Annotated in this window: 13 protein-coding genes, 2 pseudogenes and 1 riboswitch; of the genes and pseudogenes, 9 read left to right on the top strand and 6 right to left on the bottom strand. The window is 72.5% G+C overall.

What is annotated here, in order from left to right:
• A pseudogene (locus B7L92_RS20405) lies at positions 1-455 on the top strand (hypothetical protein); the annotation flags it as partial.
• Between the two features lie 70 nt (positions 456-525).
• On the opposite strand, the gene B7L92_RS20400 reads toward B7L92_RS20405, so the two are convergent.
• On the bottom strand, positions 526-1,470 hold the full coding sequence (locus B7L92_RS20400; RefSeq protein ID WP_081238952.1) for a glucosyl-3-phosphoglycerate synthase: 945 nt from the start codon (positions 1,468-1,470) through the stop codon (positions 526-528).
• Between the two features lie 136 nt (positions 1,471-1,606).
• Positions 1,607-1,776, top strand: a riboswitch (SAM riboswitch).
• Between the two features lie 18 nt (positions 1,777-1,794).
• Between B7L92_RS20400 and thrC the strand changes: the two genes are divergently transcribed.
• The 4 genes from thrC (at position 1,795) to groL (ending at position 5,969) form a co-directional block, all read left to right on the top strand.
• A complete protein-coding gene (gene thrC, locus B7L92_RS20395) occupies positions 1,795-3,105 on the top strand; it encodes a threonine synthase (protein WP_081238951.1) in 1,311 nt (436 codons plus the stop codon).
• Positions 3,102-3,377, top strand: coding sequence for a MoaD/ThiS family protein (locus B7L92_RS20390; RefSeq protein WP_081238950.1), 276 nt, complete (start codon positions 3,102-3,104; stop codon positions 3,375-3,377). Before thrC ends, B7L92_RS20390 begins: the two co-directional genes overlap by 4 nt.
• 430 nt (positions 3,378-3,807) lie before the next feature.
• A complete protein-coding gene (locus B7L92_RS20385; RefSeq protein ID WP_004986573.1) occupies positions 3,808-4,011 on the top strand; it encodes a cold-shock protein in 204 nt (67 codons plus the stop codon).
• Positions 4,012-4,346: 335 nt separating this feature from the next.
• On the top strand, positions 4,347-5,969 hold the full coding sequence (gene groL, locus B7L92_RS20380) for a chaperonin GroEL (RefSeq protein WP_004986575.1): 1,623 nt from the start codon (positions 4,347-4,349) through the stop codon (positions 5,967-5,969).
• Between the two features lie 96 nt (positions 5,970-6,065).
• On the opposite strand, the gene B7L92_RS20375 is transcribed toward groL, so the two are convergent.
• The gene (locus B7L92_RS20375; RefSeq protein ID WP_081238949.1) at positions 6,066-6,509 is read right to left on the bottom strand and encodes a hypothetical protein; all 444 of its coding nucleotides are present in this window, start codon (positions 6,507-6,509) and stop codon (positions 6,066-6,068) included.
• Positions 6,510-6,674: 165 nt separating this feature from the next.
• On the opposite strand from B7L92_RS20375, the pseudogene B7L92_RS20370 reads away from it, so the two are divergent.
• Both B7L92_RS20370 and B7L92_RS20365 read left to right on the top strand, forming a co-directional pair.
• A pseudogene (locus B7L92_RS20370) lies at positions 6,675-7,319 on the top strand (beta/alpha barrel domain-containing protein).
• Between the two features lie 124 nt (positions 7,320-7,443).
• On the top strand, positions 7,444-8,928 hold the full coding sequence (locus tag B7L92_RS20365) for an MFS transporter (protein WP_081238948.1): 1,485 nt from the start codon (positions 7,444-7,446) through the stop codon (positions 8,926-8,928).
• 117 nt (positions 8,929-9,045) lie between these two features.
• Here the strand turns inward: B7L92_RS20365 and B7L92_RS20360 are convergent, their stop codons facing one another.
• The 3 genes from B7L92_RS20360 to B7L92_RS20350 form a co-directional block, all read right to left on the bottom strand.
• Positions 9,046-9,615, bottom strand: coding sequence for a hypothetical protein (locus tag B7L92_RS20360; RefSeq protein WP_081238947.1), 570 nt, complete (start codon positions 9,613-9,615; stop codon positions 9,046-9,048).
• Positions 9,616-9,874: 259 nt separating this feature from the next.
• On the bottom strand, positions 9,875-10,816 hold the full coding sequence (gene murQ / locus B7L92_RS20355; protein ID WP_081238946.1) for an N-acetylmuramic acid 6-phosphate etherase: 942 nt from the start codon (positions 10,814-10,816) through the stop codon (positions 9,875-9,877).
• A gap of 146 nt (positions 10,817-10,962) precedes the next feature.
• Positions 10,963-11,904, bottom strand: a complete 942-nt coding sequence (locus B7L92_RS20350) for a MurR/RpiR family transcriptional regulator (protein ID WP_081238945.1) — start codon at positions 11,902-11,904, stop codon at positions 10,963-10,965.
• A gap of 56 nt (positions 11,905-11,960) precedes the next feature.
• On the opposite strand from B7L92_RS20350, the gene B7L92_RS20345 reads away from it, so the two are divergent.
• On the top strand, positions 11,961-12,368 hold the full coding sequence (locus tag B7L92_RS20345) for a DUF8819 family protein (protein ID WP_081238944.1): 408 nt from the start codon (positions 11,961-11,963) through the stop codon (positions 12,366-12,368).
• The gene (locus B7L92_RS20340; protein WP_081238943.1) at positions 12,365-12,643 is read left to right on the top strand and encodes a DUF4031 domain-containing protein; all 279 of its coding nucleotides are present in this window, start codon (positions 12,365-12,367) and stop codon (positions 12,641-12,643) included. Before B7L92_RS20345 ends, B7L92_RS20340 begins: the two co-directional genes overlap by 4 nt.
• On the opposite strand, the gene B7L92_RS20335 is transcribed toward B7L92_RS20340, so the two are convergent.
• A partial coding sequence (locus B7L92_RS20335) for a GNAT family N-acetyltransferase (protein ID WP_107501546.1) occupies positions 12,625-13,606 on the bottom strand: 982 nt, incomplete at its 5' end. The genes B7L92_RS20340 and B7L92_RS20335 overlap by 19 nt on opposite strands.

Below are 13,606 nucleotides of genomic sequence, written 5' to 3'. Positions count from 1 at the left end.
ACGTCGGCCTTCTCGGCCGCGGCATCGGAACGGCCGTGCGCGCGGCCGAGAAGGCCGACGTCGACCACACCGTCCGGCTCCAGGGCACCGGACGGGCGGCCTCCGCCTGGGGCGCGACGGAGAAGGTCTGCGAGCAGACCGACGGTTCCGACGGCGTGACGTTCACCGTCCCCCGGGACGGCCGCGACTGCGCCGGGCGCCTGCTGCACACCCCGAAGCCGACTCCGACCCCGACCCCGAAACCGGCGCGGACGGAGGGCTCCGGCGGCACGGGCGCGGGCACGGGCGCGGGCGTCTGCGAGCTGACCAGTCCCGCGGGCAACTGCTACGCCGACGGCCAGTTCTGCGCCGCCGCGCACCGGGGCCTGAGCACCCACGGCCGCGGCGGCGAGTACCTGACGTGTGCTCAGGACTCCGCCGGCCGCTGGCGCTGGTCGGACGGCGTCCCCGGCTGACCCGGGACGTCCCCGGCCGACGCGGGACGTTCCCGGCCGACGCGGGACGTCCGCGGCCCCTGAGGGAGGGTCAGGCCACCCTCCGCGCCCGGTACTCCGCGATCTCCGCCATGGGCGGCCGTTCCTCGGTGTCCACCGCGTACGTACGGGGCTCGAAGGCGCCCCCGGCCCGCTCGAACTGGGTGAGCGCGGGGCGGACCAGATGGCCGCGGGCCAGCCGGAGCTGGGCGGTGCGGTAGATCGTGGCGGCCATGCGGCCGAGGGCCTGGCCGTCCTGGTGGCGGTGGAGGCGGACACCGACGTCGACCTGGGCGAGGGCGTCCAGGCCGACCAGGTGCAGGGCGTCGACCAGCATGCCGAGCTCCACGCCGTAGCCGACCGGGAAGGGCAGCCGTTCCAGCAGGGAGCGGCGGGCCGCGTACTCGCCGCCGAGGGGCTGCACGAAGCCGGCCAGCTGCGGCCAGTGCATGTTGAGCAGCGGGCGGGCCATCAGCTCCGTGACCCGGCCGCCCTGGCCGGCCGCCGTCCCGAGCGGGCGGTCGTACATGGCCTTGACCAGCTGCACGCCGGGTTCGGTGAGCAGCGGGCCGACGATGCCGGAGACGAAGTCGGAGGAGAACTCGCGCAGGTCGGCGTCGACGAAGCAGACGATGTCGCCGCGGGTGACGAGCAGGGAGCGCCACAGCACCTCGCCCTTGCCGGGCACGGCCGGGATGCGGGGCAGGATCGCGTCCCGGTGCACCACGGTCGCGCCCGCTGCCGCCGCCGCCTCGGCCGTGCGGTCGGTCGAGCCCGAGTCGATCACCACGACCTCGTCGACCAGGGGGACCCGGAGCATCAGGTCGCGCCGGATGACCGCGACGATGTCGCCGACCGTGGCCTCCTCGTTGAGCGCGGGCAGCACCACGCTCACCGTCCGGCCCGTGGCGCGTTTGGCCGCCAGGACCTGGTGCAGCGGTCGGTCGGTCACGGACCAGGAGCGTTCGCTCAGCCAGCGCTCGACTTCTTCCAGCACGGTCGGCGGCTCCTCACTTCTGTGATCCATCTCGCGGTTCGGACGACTATCTCAAGAGTCCCGGACGTCGGTTACAGTCTTGAACAACGCAGGTGACCGCCGCATGCCGGGGTCGCCGGTGTTCACAACCACATACAGCTCATCCAGAGGGGCAGAGGGACACGGCCCGATGAAGCCCCGGCAACCCTCCAGCCGGTTCTCGTGTCGATCGTTGTGCGCGCACAGCCGATCGCACCCGCGAGGCTCCCGGCTAGGGAAGGTGCCAAATCCGTCTCACGGCGAGATGCGTCGTGAGGAAGATGAGGAGAAAGGGCCTCGCCTCTCATGGCTGCGCAGACTGTCGCAAGCACCACCGATCCCGCCGCCGCTTCTCCCGCCGGTGCCGCCTCCGTCGACCTGGGCCCCGCCGCCGCGCTCTCCTGCCGCGAATGCGGTCACCGCGTGCCGCTCGGCCCGGTCTTCGCCTGCGAGGAGTGTTTCGGCCCGCTGGAGATCGCCTACGACTTCTCGGCCCTCGACACCGAGGAGCTCCGCAAGAGGATCGAAGCGGGCCCCGCGAACATCTGGCGCTACGCGCCGCTGCTGCCCGTCCCGGCGGACGTGGCGAGCAAGCCGAACCTCAACCCCGGCTGGACCGCGCTGGTCAAGGCCGACAACCTCGCCCGTGAACTCGGCGTCACCGGCGGCCTGTACGTCAAGGACGACTCCGGCAACCCGACGCACTCCTTCAAGGACCGCGTCGTCGCCCAGGCCCTGGAGGCCGCCCGCGCCTTCGGCTTCACCACCCTGTCCTGCTCCTCCACCGGCAACCTGGCCGGCGCCGTCGGCGCCGCCGCCGCGCGGGCCGGCTTCCGCTCCTGCGTGTTCATCCCGCACGACCTGGAACAGGGCAAGGTCGTCATGGCCGCCGTCTACGGCGGAGAGCTCGTCGGCATCGAGGGCAACTACGACGACGTGAACCGCTTCTGCTCCGAGCTGATCGGCGACCCGGTCGGCGAGGGCTGGGGCTTCGTCAACGTCAACCTGCGGCCGTACTACGCGGAGGGCTCCAAGACCCTGGCGTACGAGATCTGCGAGCAGCTCGGCTGGCGGCTGCCCGACCAGATCGTCGTCCCCATCGCCTCCGGCTCGCAGCTCACGAAGATCGACAAGGGCCTGCGGGAGCTGATCGAGCTCGGGCTGGTCGAGGACCGGCCGTACAAGATCTTCGGTGCGCAGGCCGAGGGCTGCTCGCCGGTGTCGGCCGCCTACAAGGCGGGCCACGAGGTCGTGCGTCCGCAGAAGCCGAACACCATCGCCAAGTCGCTCGCCATCGGCAACCCCGCCGACGGCCCGTACGTCCTGGACATCGCGCGCCGTACGGGCGGCGCGGTGGAGGACGTGACGGACGAGCAGGTCGTGGACGCCATCAAGCTGCTCGCCCGCACCGAGGGCATCTTCGCCGAGACGGCGGGCGGGGTGACGGTCGGCGTGACGAAGAAGCTCATCGACGGCGGCGTGCTCGACCCGGCCCTGACCACCGTCGTGCTCAACACCGGCGACGGTCTGAAGACGCTGGACGCGGTGGCCGGCACCGGGCTCACCGCGACCATCCGCCCCAACCTGGAGTCGTTCCGAGAGGCAGGCCTCGCATGAGCGTGACCGTTCGCATCCCGACCATCCTGCGCACCTACACCGGCGGCCGGACCGAGGTGAGCGCCGAGGGCGCGACCCTCGCCGAGGTCATCGAGGACCTGGAGAAGAACCACACCGGGATCGCCGCCCGGGTCCTGGACGACCAGGGCAAGCTGCACCGCTTCGTCAACGTCTACGTCAACGACGACGACGTGCGCTTCGAGCAGGGCCTCGGGACCCCCACTCCGGACGGCGCGGGCGTCTCCATCATTCCGGCGGTCGCCGGCGGCTGATCATTACCGTCGGTAATCCCGGTTACCGAGCGTTCATCGCATGGCCCCCTCCGTGAGAGATGCGGAGGGGGCAATTCCATGGGATTGAGCACGGTAGAGTTGGGGAACGCGCCCCCGATCCTTCGATCGGAAGCCTTTGATTCCTGCCGTACGCCCGACTGGAAGTAGCCAAAGTGCGGGCCCCTTTCGCGGCATTTGCCCCTTCTATGTGACCCGACTTGCCCTGAAATCAGGTGAATCCTCGCCACATTCCGGGCCGGGGGCGTCCGGATTTCTCGTCCGATTGACCTGTTGCAGACGGCAGTTGGGCAGATACATTCAGCCGCGGTCGACGCGTTCCGGCGCACGCCCCCAACCGTTGGGGGGTGAGGTCTGACCCGGGTTCGCGAAGTGCGGATCTGTGCAAGGGCCAGTAATAGGGGAGTTAGGCATGGCTCAGGGCACCGTCAAGTGGTTCAACGCGGAGAAGGGGTACGGCTTCATCGCGGTCGACGGTGGTGCGGATGTTTTCGTCCACTACAGCGCGATCCAGATGGACGGCTACCGCACCCTGGAAGAGGGCCAGCGGGTCGAGTTCGAGATCTCGCAGGGCCAGAAAGGCCCGCAGGCCGACATGGTTCGCGTCACCGCCTGAACGCGCTACCAGCCGCAAGAATCTTCTGCTGACGAAGGGCCCGTGCCTCCCGGGGCACGGGCCCTTCGCCGTGCCCCGGGGCGGGGAGCGCGCGGCGCGTCCGTGTTCGCGGGCGGCTGAGCGCGCCCCCCGATCGCCGGAGGCGCTTGCACTCGACAGGGGCGAGTGCTAATCATTGCGTTAGCACTCTGAAGGTGAGAGTGACAACGTAAGGACCGGGTCGGTGAGGCCCGCAGGCCGGGTGGGGCAAGGAACCACGAGGCCGGCGAGCCGTCCGTCGCGGGCGCGGGCGCGGTCCGAAGGAATCACCCCCAGTCCTGGAGGGACCACTTCACATGGCCAAGATCATCGCGTTCGACGAGGAGGCGCGGCGCGGCCTCGAGCGCGGCATGAACCAGCTCGCGGACGCCGTCAAGGTGACGCTCGGCCCCAAGGGCCGCAACGTCGTCCTCGAGAAGAAGTGGGGCGCCCCCACGATCACCAACGATGGTGTCTCCATCGCCAAGGAGATCGAGCTCGAGGACCCGTACGAGAAGATCGGCGCCGAGCTGGTCAAGGAAGTCGCCAAGAAGACGGACGACGTCGCCGGTGACGGTACGACCACCGCGACCGTCCTCGCCCAGGCCCTGGTCAAGGAAGGCCTGCGCAACGTGGCCGCCGGCGCCAACCCGATGGCCCTGAAGCGTGGCATCGAGAAGGCCGTCGAGGCCGTCTCCGCCGCCCTGCTCGAGCAGGCGAAGGACGTCGAGACCAAGGAGCAGATCGCCTCCACGGCCTCCATCTCCGCCGCCGACACCCAGATCGGCGAGCTCATCGCCGAGGCCATGGACAAGGTCGGCAAGGAAGGCGTCATCACCGTCGAGGAGTCCCAGACCTTCGGTCTGGAGCTGGAGCTCACCGAGGGTATGCGCTTCGACAAGGGCTACATCTCGGCGTACTTCGCCACCGACATGGAGCGTATGGAGGCCGTCCTCGACGACCCGTACATCCTGATCGCGAACTCCAAGGTCTCCAACGTCAAGGACCTGCTCCCGCTCCTGGAGAAGGTCATGCAGTCGGGCAAGCCGCTGCTGATCATCGCCGAGGACGTCGAGGGCGAGGCCCTGTCGACCCTGGTCGTCAACAAGATCCGCGGCACCTTCAAGTCCGTCGCCGTCAAGGCCCCCGGCTTCGGCGACCGCCGCAAGGCCATGCTCGGCGACATCGCCATCCTCACGGGCGGCGAGGTCATCTCCGAGGAGGTCGGCCTCAAGCTGGAGAACGCCACGCTCGACCTCCTGGGCAAGGCCCGCAAGGTCGTCATCACCAAGGACGAGACCACCATCGTCGACGGTGCCGGCTCCACCGACCAGGTCCAGGGCCGGGTGAACCAGATCCGCGCCGAGATCGAGAACAGCGACTCCGACTACGACCGCGAGAAGCTGCAGGAGCGCCTGGCGAAGCTCGCCGGCGGTGTCGCGGTCATCAAGGCCGGTGCCGCCACCGAGGTGGAGCTCAAGGAGCGCAAGCACCGCATCGAGGACGCCGTCCGCAACGCCAAGGCGGCCGTCGAGGAGGGCATCGTCGCCGGTGGTGGCGTGGCCCTGCTGCAGGCCTCCCAGGTCTTCGAGAAGCTGGAGCTGGAGGGTGACGAGGCGACCGGCGCCAACGCCGTGCGCATCGCCCTGGAGGCCCCGCTGAAGCAGATCGCCGTCAACGCCGGCCTCGAGGGCGGCGTCGTGGTGGAGAAGGTGCGCAACCTGACCCCGGGCCACGGCCTGAACGCCGCGACCGGCGACTACGTCGACCTGGTCAAGGAAGGCATCATCGACCCGGCCAAGGTGACGCGCTCCGCGCTGCAGAACGCCGCGTCGATCGCCGCGCTGTTCCTCACCACCGAGGCCGTCATCGCCGACAAGCCGGAGAAGGCCGCGGCCCCGGCCGGCGGCGGCATGCCGGGCGGTGACATGGACTTCTGATCCTCCCGAGGATCGGAACCGTCCGACGCGTGACCGAGGGCGGCACTCCCCGTACACCGGGGGGTGCCGCCCTCGGGCGTTTCCGGGCCGGTGGCGTCAGTAGCGCGAGCAGGCGCCGTCGGTGACGTCCACCGTGAGGTGCGCGTAGCTCTCGTCGACCGGCACGGTGGTGACGCGCAGGCAGAAGGCGGCGTCCGTGCCCTCGCCGGTGACGGTGTAGTGGTCGGAGCGGCCCTCGCGGCTCACCCGAGCCCCGAACGAGGGTCCCTCGCCGGTCCGTTCGATCGCGTCGCCGATCGCCGGGGCGAGGCCCCGCGACGCGTCGACGATGCGCGGGCCGGCCTCCAGGCGCGCGGCGGCCTCGTGGACGGCGGTGCGCAGCTCGTCGTCGCTCCACCCGCCGTCGTCGTGGAGCCGGAGGAACACGCCCGCGGCGACGAGGAAGGGGAGCAGGATCAGCGCCAGGCCGACGGGGCTATGGGGGTTGTAGACATACCGGTTCGTTCCCCATCTGCTTCTGGTGAACACGGGCTCTCCCATGAACCTCATTCTGTGCGAGGGCGGTTGACGGCGGGTCACGGCCCGGTGTGACGCACGCCACGGGGGCGGGGGGCGGGAATGCCCGCGACGGGCGGGCCGGTTGCCCGTACGGCACGGATTTCATGCACGTGCACATACTGACCGGTATCTCCCTGGGGAGATCCAGTGACCGTCACCGTTTCCGAAGCGGCCTCCCGCGCGGCCCGGATCCTTTCCCGCCCGGCCGTGATCAACGGCCTGACCGTCCCGAACCGCATCGCCATGGCGCCGATGACCCGGCAGTTCTCGCCGGGCGGCGTCCCGGGGGAGGGCGTCGTGTCGTACTGCTCCCGCCGGGCGGGAGGCCGTGTCCCCCGGGTTCCCGGTCGTCTTCCGCTACTCGCAGTGGAAGCAGGACGCCTACGGCGCCCGCCTCGCCGAGACCCCGCAGGAGCTGGAGGCCGTCCTCGCCCCGCTCGCCGCGGCCGGCGTCGACGCCTTCCACGCCTCCACGCGCCGCTACCGGCTCCCCGAGTTCGAGGGCGCCGACCTCGACCTGGCCGGCTGGACGAGGAAGTGACCGGCGGGCCCGCCCTCACCGTCGGGTCGGTCGGCCTCGACGACGGCGACTTCACCAGGACGTTCCGGGGGGAGGGAGTCGGTGTGAGCGGCCTCGACGACCTGCTCGACCGGATGGAGCGGGACGAGTTCGACATCGTGGCCGTGGGCCGGGCCCTGCTCCAGGACCCGCACTGGGCGGCCAGGGTGCTCGACGGCCGCTTCGACGAACTCGGGTCCTACGACGCCTCGGCGCTCACGTTCCTGCGCTGAGCCGCCGGGCCGTGTCGCGTGCGTCCGTACGGGTGCACGTCACACGGTATTAACTTGCTTAAGTCAAGCAATATGAATAAAGTTGCCCGAGACAAGTGGTTCCGATCCTCCGGAGACATCCCCCATGTCCGACGCACCCGCCCGACCCGCCGCGGCCGGCACCTCCGCGCCGCCCCGACCCGGCGCCGTGGTGGCCGTGCTGGCCTTCAGCGGCATCGTGGTCTCGCTGATGCAGACCCTGGTGATCCCGATCGTGGGGAAGCTGCCGCGGTATCTGAACGCCTCGGCGTCGGACACCGCCTGGGCCGTCACCGCCACCCTGCTCGCCGCGGCCGTCGCCACCCCGGTCATGGGCCGCCTCGGCGACATGTACGGCAAGCGCCGCATGCTGCTGTTCAGCATCGCCATGCTGGTGACCGGCTCGGTGGTCGCCGGACTGAGCGACTCCCTGGTCCCGATGATCGTCGGCCGGGCCCTGCAGGGCCTGTCGTCCGGTGTGATCCCGCTCGGCATCAGCATCCTGCGCGACGAGCTGCCCGAGGAGCGGCTGGGCTCGGCGACCGCGATGATCAGCGCCTCGCTCGGCGTCGGCGGCGCCCTCGGTCTGCCCGCCGCCGCGCTCATCGCCGACAACTTCGACTGGCACGCGCTGTTCTGGACCTCGGCCGCGCTGGGCGTCGTCGCGCTGGTCGCGGTGGTGTCCGTGGTGCCGGAGTCGAAGGTGCGCACCGGCGGCCGGTTCGACCTGGCCGGCGCGGCCGGCATGGCGGCCGGGCTGATCTGCCTGCTGCTGGCGATCTCCAAGGGCGGCGACTGGGGCTGGTCGAGCGGCACCACCCTCGGCCTGTTCACGGCGGCCGTCGTCATCCTGTCGGCCTGGGGCTTCTTCGAGCTGCGGGTCGACCAGCCGCTGGTGGACCTGCGCAGCACGGCCCGTCCCCAGGTGCTGGTCACCAACCTCGCCTCGGTGGCGATCGGCTTCTCGATGTTCTCGATGTCCCTGGTCATCCCGCAGCTGCTGCAGCTCCCCGAGGAGACCGGCTACGGCCTGGGCCAGTCGCTGCTGGCCGCCGGTCTGGTCATGGCGCCGTCCGGCCTGGTGATGATGGCGCTGGCCCCGGTGTCCGCGCTGGTCTCCCGCGCCAAGGGCCCGAAGGTGACGCTGATGATCGGCGCCCTGGTCGTGGCCGCCGGCTACGGACTGAACGTCCTGCTGATGGACCAGGTCTGGCACTTCGTGCTGGCGTCCTGCGTCATCGGTGCCGGCATCGGCTTCACCTACGGTGCGATGCCCGCGCTGATCATGGGCGCCGTGCCCGCCTCCGAGACGGGCGCCGCCAACAGCCTCAACACCCTCATGCGCTCCATCGGCACGTCCGTCGCCAGCGCCGTCGCCGGTGTCGTCCTGGCCCAGATGACCACGCGTTTCGGTCCGCACGCGCTGCCCTCCGAGAGCGGCTTCCGCACGGTCCTGGCGCTCGGGGCCGGAGCGGCGCTCCTCGGCTTCGCCGTCGCCGCCTTCATCCCGCGCCGGCGCGCCGCGGCGGCGACCGCGTCCGCCGTCGCCGGGGACGCGCCCGCTGAGGCCACGGCGTCCTCCAGGGCGTAGGACGGCCACCGCGTCCCACGGCCGCCGTCCCGGGGTTCCCGGGGCGGCGGCCGTGCGGCGTCCCGGCCGGAACCGGCCGGCATCTGCGGGGGCCTGCGGGAACCTGCCGGTCCCGGGCTAGAAGTTGCCCATGGGCTCGATGTCGGTCCTGACCGGCGTGCCCCACACGCGCAGCACCTCGTAGTCGGTGAACTCGTGCACGATCCGGTACGCCATGGCGGGCCGGGGCCCGCGCCGCTGCGCCGCGATGTACAGCTCGGCCTCGCGCCGGTCCCGGCGCGGGGTGCCGCACAGTTGCCAGGCCTGGCCGTTCCACAGCTCCGGCAGCCAGCGCTGCTGCGGCTGGGGACGGTCACCGCGGACCCCGTACCGGGAGGGGACCGGCTCGGTGGCCCCCGGCGGCGGGGGCGGCCCGTTGAACTCGGCGCGGCGGGCGGCGCGGCGCCGGGTCTCGCACAGCAGGCACAGGTCGGGGGCGCTCTTGTCGACCGGGCCGGTGGGGTGCTCGGGGCAGCGCGTGCTGGGCGCGGCCGTGGTGACGCCCTCCTCCAGCAGATCGAGGGCCCGCCGCAGGTCCGCCTTCACCTCGTGCAGCTCGGCGTCCGGGGTGTCGGCGCCGAGCGCCTCGCCGTGCTCGCCGAGGACGCGAAGAGCGCGGCCCAGGGCGGCGAGCTGCGCGTGGTTCATGATTCGTCTCCGGGTCGGGTGGCTCCAGTATCCCAGTGCGCACGGCCGGCGGTCATCCACGGGCCCCGGGCGCTCGCGGGGTACGGGCGTCGTCCCGCGGCGCGGCCGACCACGGCGGCCCGCGGCGCCGGCGGACCCCGGGCGGGGTGCGGATCCGGCCTCGCGTCGCGTCCGCCCTCCGGCGTCCGGCGCCTTCGGACGCCGCCGGGACCCGGCAGGGCGGCCGCACCGGCCCGCCCGCCGCGGGTTCCCCGGGCCGCTAGGCCGGGCCGCCCGCCTCGGCCAGTGCCGCGCGCAGGTGGCCGCCGGACTCCTTCAGCAGGCGGGCGGCCGTCGGGCCGTCCACGTCGGCCAGCAGGACCAGGATCGCGTGCTTCACCTCGCCGTCCGCGGCGGCCAGGGCGCGGGCGACGGCGTCGTCCTCCGCTCCGGTCGCGAGGGCGACGATGCGGTGGGAGCGGGCGCGGAGCTTGTCGTTGGAGGCGCGGACGTCGACCATCAGGTTCCCGTACGTCTTGCCCAGCCGGATCATCGTGATCGTCGACAGCATGTTGAGGACCAGCTTCTGGGCCGTGCCGGCCTTGAGGCGGGTGGAGCCGGTGAGCAGTTCCGGGCCGACGACCACCTCGATGCCGTGCTCGGCCGCCGCCGCCAGCGCGCTGCCCGGGTTGCAGGCCAGGCCCACGGTCAGCGCGCCGCGCGCCCGGGCGTACGCGACGGCGCCGACGGCGTAGGGGGTACGGCCGGAGGCGGAGACGCCGACCACCGTGTCGTCGGCGGTCAGCGCCAGCGCGGCCAGGTCGGACTCGGCCAGTTCCCGGGAGTCCTCGGCGCCCTCGACCGAGGTGACCATCGCGTCGGGGCCGCCCGCGATCAGGCCGACGACCCGCGCCGGGTCGGTGTTGAAGGTGGGCGGGCACTCCGAGGCGTCCAGGACGCCGAGACGGCCCGCGGTGCCCGCGCCCGCGTAGACCAGCCGGCCGCCCCGGGCCATCCGGTCGGCGACGGCGTCGATCGCGGCGGCGATCTCGGGCAGCCGCTCGGCCACGGCGCCGGCCACGGTGGCGTCCTCGCCGTTCATCAGCCGGGCGATGTCGAGGGTGGGCAGCCGGTCGATGTCCGCCAGTTCCGGGCGGAACGCCTCGGTGGCCAGGGCCGCCAGCTCGGTACGGAGGGCGGAGGACTCGGGCGTGTGGGTCATGGAACGTTCTCTCCGGTCGGTCGGTCCGGCGTCTCGTTGTGCGGTTCCGCCGCCGGGCGCGACCGGCCGCGCTCCCGCGTCCTCCAGCTTTCCACGGCCGCCGCTTCCCCCGTGCCGCGCCCGCGCCCCGTGTGCCGGTGCCGCGTCTACCGCGCGACGCTCCGGTGCCGGTGCGCCAGTGCCTCGTACGAGGCCGACAGCGCCGGGGCCGCCGACTCGTAGGTGCGCTGGGCGACGCCCACGAACAAGCAGTCCACCACCAGCAGTTGACTGGTCCGGGAGGACATCGCGGCCGGACGCAGCTCGCTCTCGCGGGCCGTGGACGTGGTCAGGACGTGGTCGGCGTACTGCGTGACGGGGCTGTCGGGCCGGCCGGTGACCGCCACCGTCGTCGCCCCGTGGTCGAACGCCACCCGGAGCGGTTCGATGACGTCCCCGGTCGTCCCGGAGTGCGTGATGGCGATCGCCACGTCCCCCGCGCGCAGTTGCACCGCGTTGGTGACGGCGAGGTGGGGGTCGCTGTGGGCGTGCGCCATCAGTCCTATGCGCAGGAGTTTCTGGGTGAGGTCCTGGGCCACCAGTCCCGACGCGCCGACGCCGTACACGTCGGTGCGGCGGGCGGCGGCCAGGGCGGCCACGGCCGCGCCGAGCTGGACGGTGTCCAGGCCGGCCGCGGTGTCGGCGAGGGTCTGCTGCTCGTCGTAGGCGAGCTTGGCTACGACGTCGGCGATGGGGTCGTCCACCGCGATGTCGGTGGTGATGGCCGGGGCGCGGCCCGACTGCTGCTGGGCGGCGAGACCGGCCAGTGCCAGGCGCAGGTCACGGTAGCCCGGGTAGCCGAGCAGCCGGGCGGTGCGCACGACGGTGGCCTCGCTGGTGCCGGTGAGCTCGGCGAGTCCGGTGACCGTGAGGGCCGCGCAGCCGGCCGGGTCGTCGGCGACGGCCTCGGCGACCCGCTGCATGGAACGGGTCATCGACGGAGCCAGCGTGCGCACCTTGGCCGCCAGGGCGGCGGGCGCGGGCGGCAGGATACCGGGCTCGCCCGGACCGCGCCCGCTCGCGAAAATTTCCTTCACAGGCCGGGTCACACCATGAAAGATATTTTCGGCTCGGTGGTGCGGTCAAGAGTGCGCACAATAGGAGCATGAACCCCCACGGCGGCCCCCGGGTCAACCCCGTCAACCCCCTGGAGCAGGCGTTGCACGCGGCTCGCGCCCTCGTGCTCGCCGACCTGGTCGCACGCGAGGTCGCCGACGCGGACGTGGTCTCCCTGGTCGAGGAGTCCGTCGCCCAGCGCCGCTGGTGGGTCCAACAGTGGCCGGAAGGCGTCGAGTTCATCGCCGGACTGGTCGCCCAGGACGTCCAGGACGCCCTGCTGGAGCGCTACGGCCGCTGGCCGCTGTGCCCGGTGTGCGGCTCCGGCGACCCGCACGCGCTGGACGTCGAACCCGAACTCGGCCCCGATCCGCACTGGGTGTGCCACAAGGCGGGCGTGAAGGTCGCGGCGGTGGGCGCGCTGGGCGGGGCCGGGGGCGGAGCGGCCTCGTCGTGACGGTGTACATCGACCCGCCCACCTGGCCGGGGCACGGCCGGATGTGGTCCCACCTGATCAGCGACGTCTCCTACGCCGAACTGCACGCCTTCGCCGACCGCCTGGGCGTCCCCCGCCGCGCCTTCGAACGCGACCACTACGACCTCCCCCGGCACCGGTACGCCGACGCCGTGCGCGCCGGGGCGGTCGAGGTGGACAGCCGCGAGGTGGTGCGGCTGCTGCACGGGGCGGGGCTGCGGCGCCGGAAGGGCGCGGTTCAGTCGCGCAGTTCGTAGACGTACGGGGCGTCGTCCCCGGACGCGCGGGTGAACCCGGCGCGGGTGACGACGTTCTGCGAGGGCACGTTCTCCCGGTCGACGACGGCGGTCACGGTCCGCACGCCGTCCTGCCGGAGGGCCCAGGCGGCCAGCGCGCGCAGGGCCTCGGTCGCGTAGCCCCGGCCGCGGGCGTCCTCGACGAGGTCGTAGCCGACCTCCACCCGGCCGTCCCCGTCCGGGGGCCCGTGGAACCCCATCGCGCCCACCGCGCGGTCGTCCTCGCGCCGGACCAGCACGTACATGGCCCACTCCGGGTGGAAGACCCCGTCCTCGTACTGCTTGACCGCGATCCCGGCGCCCTCCCGGGTGCCGTCGGCGGGGCCCGGGCCGAGCCAGTCGAACCCGCCGTCCGCGCCCACGGACAGACCGGCGGCGGCCGCGGGGGTGACCCCCTCCAGGGTGAGCCGCTCGGTCCCGAGCACCGGGTTGTTGCTCCAGTGCCACTCGGTGACGGGCTCCCGGCCCGGCAGGTCGCCGCGGCCGGTGGCCCACAGCAGGGTCCGCCACGGGGTGGGGCCGGGGCGGACCCGCGGGAAGATCCGGGTGAGGACGAAGGACGCCAGCTCGGCGGGCGGTTCGTACGGCACGCCCAGGCCCTCGGTGATGTCGTGCGTGTGCAGCAGGACTTCGGCCACGCCCATCGCGGCGAAGCCCTCGCGGTTCGCGTGCCGGAAGGGGTAGGGGTGGAAGGCGCGGACCGCGCGCGGGGTGGTGCGGACGGCGGCGGCGAGCAGGGCGCCGGTCGCCTTGATCGTCTCCAGGGCACCGGCGTTGTCGGCGGGGTCCCGGCCGTCGTCGGTGCCGTCGAGGGTGATCGTGAAGGGGATGCGCGCGTCCCGCGCACGTCCGGCGAGCCGCCCCGCGTACGCGATGAGATCGTTCGCGATGTGCACCGCCGCCTCCCGGCAGCTCCATTCCAGC

The sequence above is a fragment of the Streptomyces viridosporus genome, assembly GCF_002078235.1.
In the GTDB taxonomy this organism is placed as follows: Bacteria; Actinomycetota; Actinomycetes; order Streptomycetales; family Streptomycetaceae; genus Streptomyces; species Streptomyces viridosporus.
This window is presented reverse-complemented; position numbering and strand designations above follow the sequence as displayed.

Coding starts and splice junctions, on each gene's coding strand:
- thrC (WP_081238951.1), top strand. CDS start 1,795: ATGGCTGCGCAGACTGTCGCAAGCACCACCGATCCCGCCGCCGCTTCT.
- B7L92_RS20390 (WP_081238950.1), top strand. CDS start 3,102: ATGAGCGTGACCGTTCGCATCCCGACCATCCTGCGCACCTACACCGGC.
- B7L92_RS20385 (WP_004986573.1), top strand. CDS start 3,808: ATGGCTCAGGGCACCGTCAAGTGGTTCAACGCGGAGAAGGGGTACGGC.
- groL (WP_004986575.1), top strand. CDS start 4,347: ATGGCCAAGATCATCGCGTTCGACGAGGAGGCGCGGCGCGGCCTCGAG.
- B7L92_RS20375 (WP_081238949.1), bottom strand. CDS start 6,509: ATGGGAGAGCCCGTGTTCACCAGAAGCAGATGGGGAACGAACCGGTAT.
- B7L92_RS20365 (WP_081238948.1), top strand. CDS start 7,444: ATGTCCGACGCACCCGCCCGACCCGCCGCGGCCGGCACCTCCGCGCCG.
- B7L92_RS20360 (WP_081238947.1), bottom strand. CDS start 9,615: ATGAACCACGCGCAGCTCGCCGCCCTGGGCCGCGCTCTTCGCGTCCTC.
- murQ (WP_081238946.1), bottom strand. CDS start 10,816: ATGACCCACACGCCCGAGTCCTCCGCCCTCCGTACCGAGCTGGCGGCC.
- B7L92_RS20345 (WP_081238944.1), top strand. CDS start 11,961: ATGAACCCCCACGGCGGCCCCCGGGTCAACCCCGTCAACCCCCTGGAG.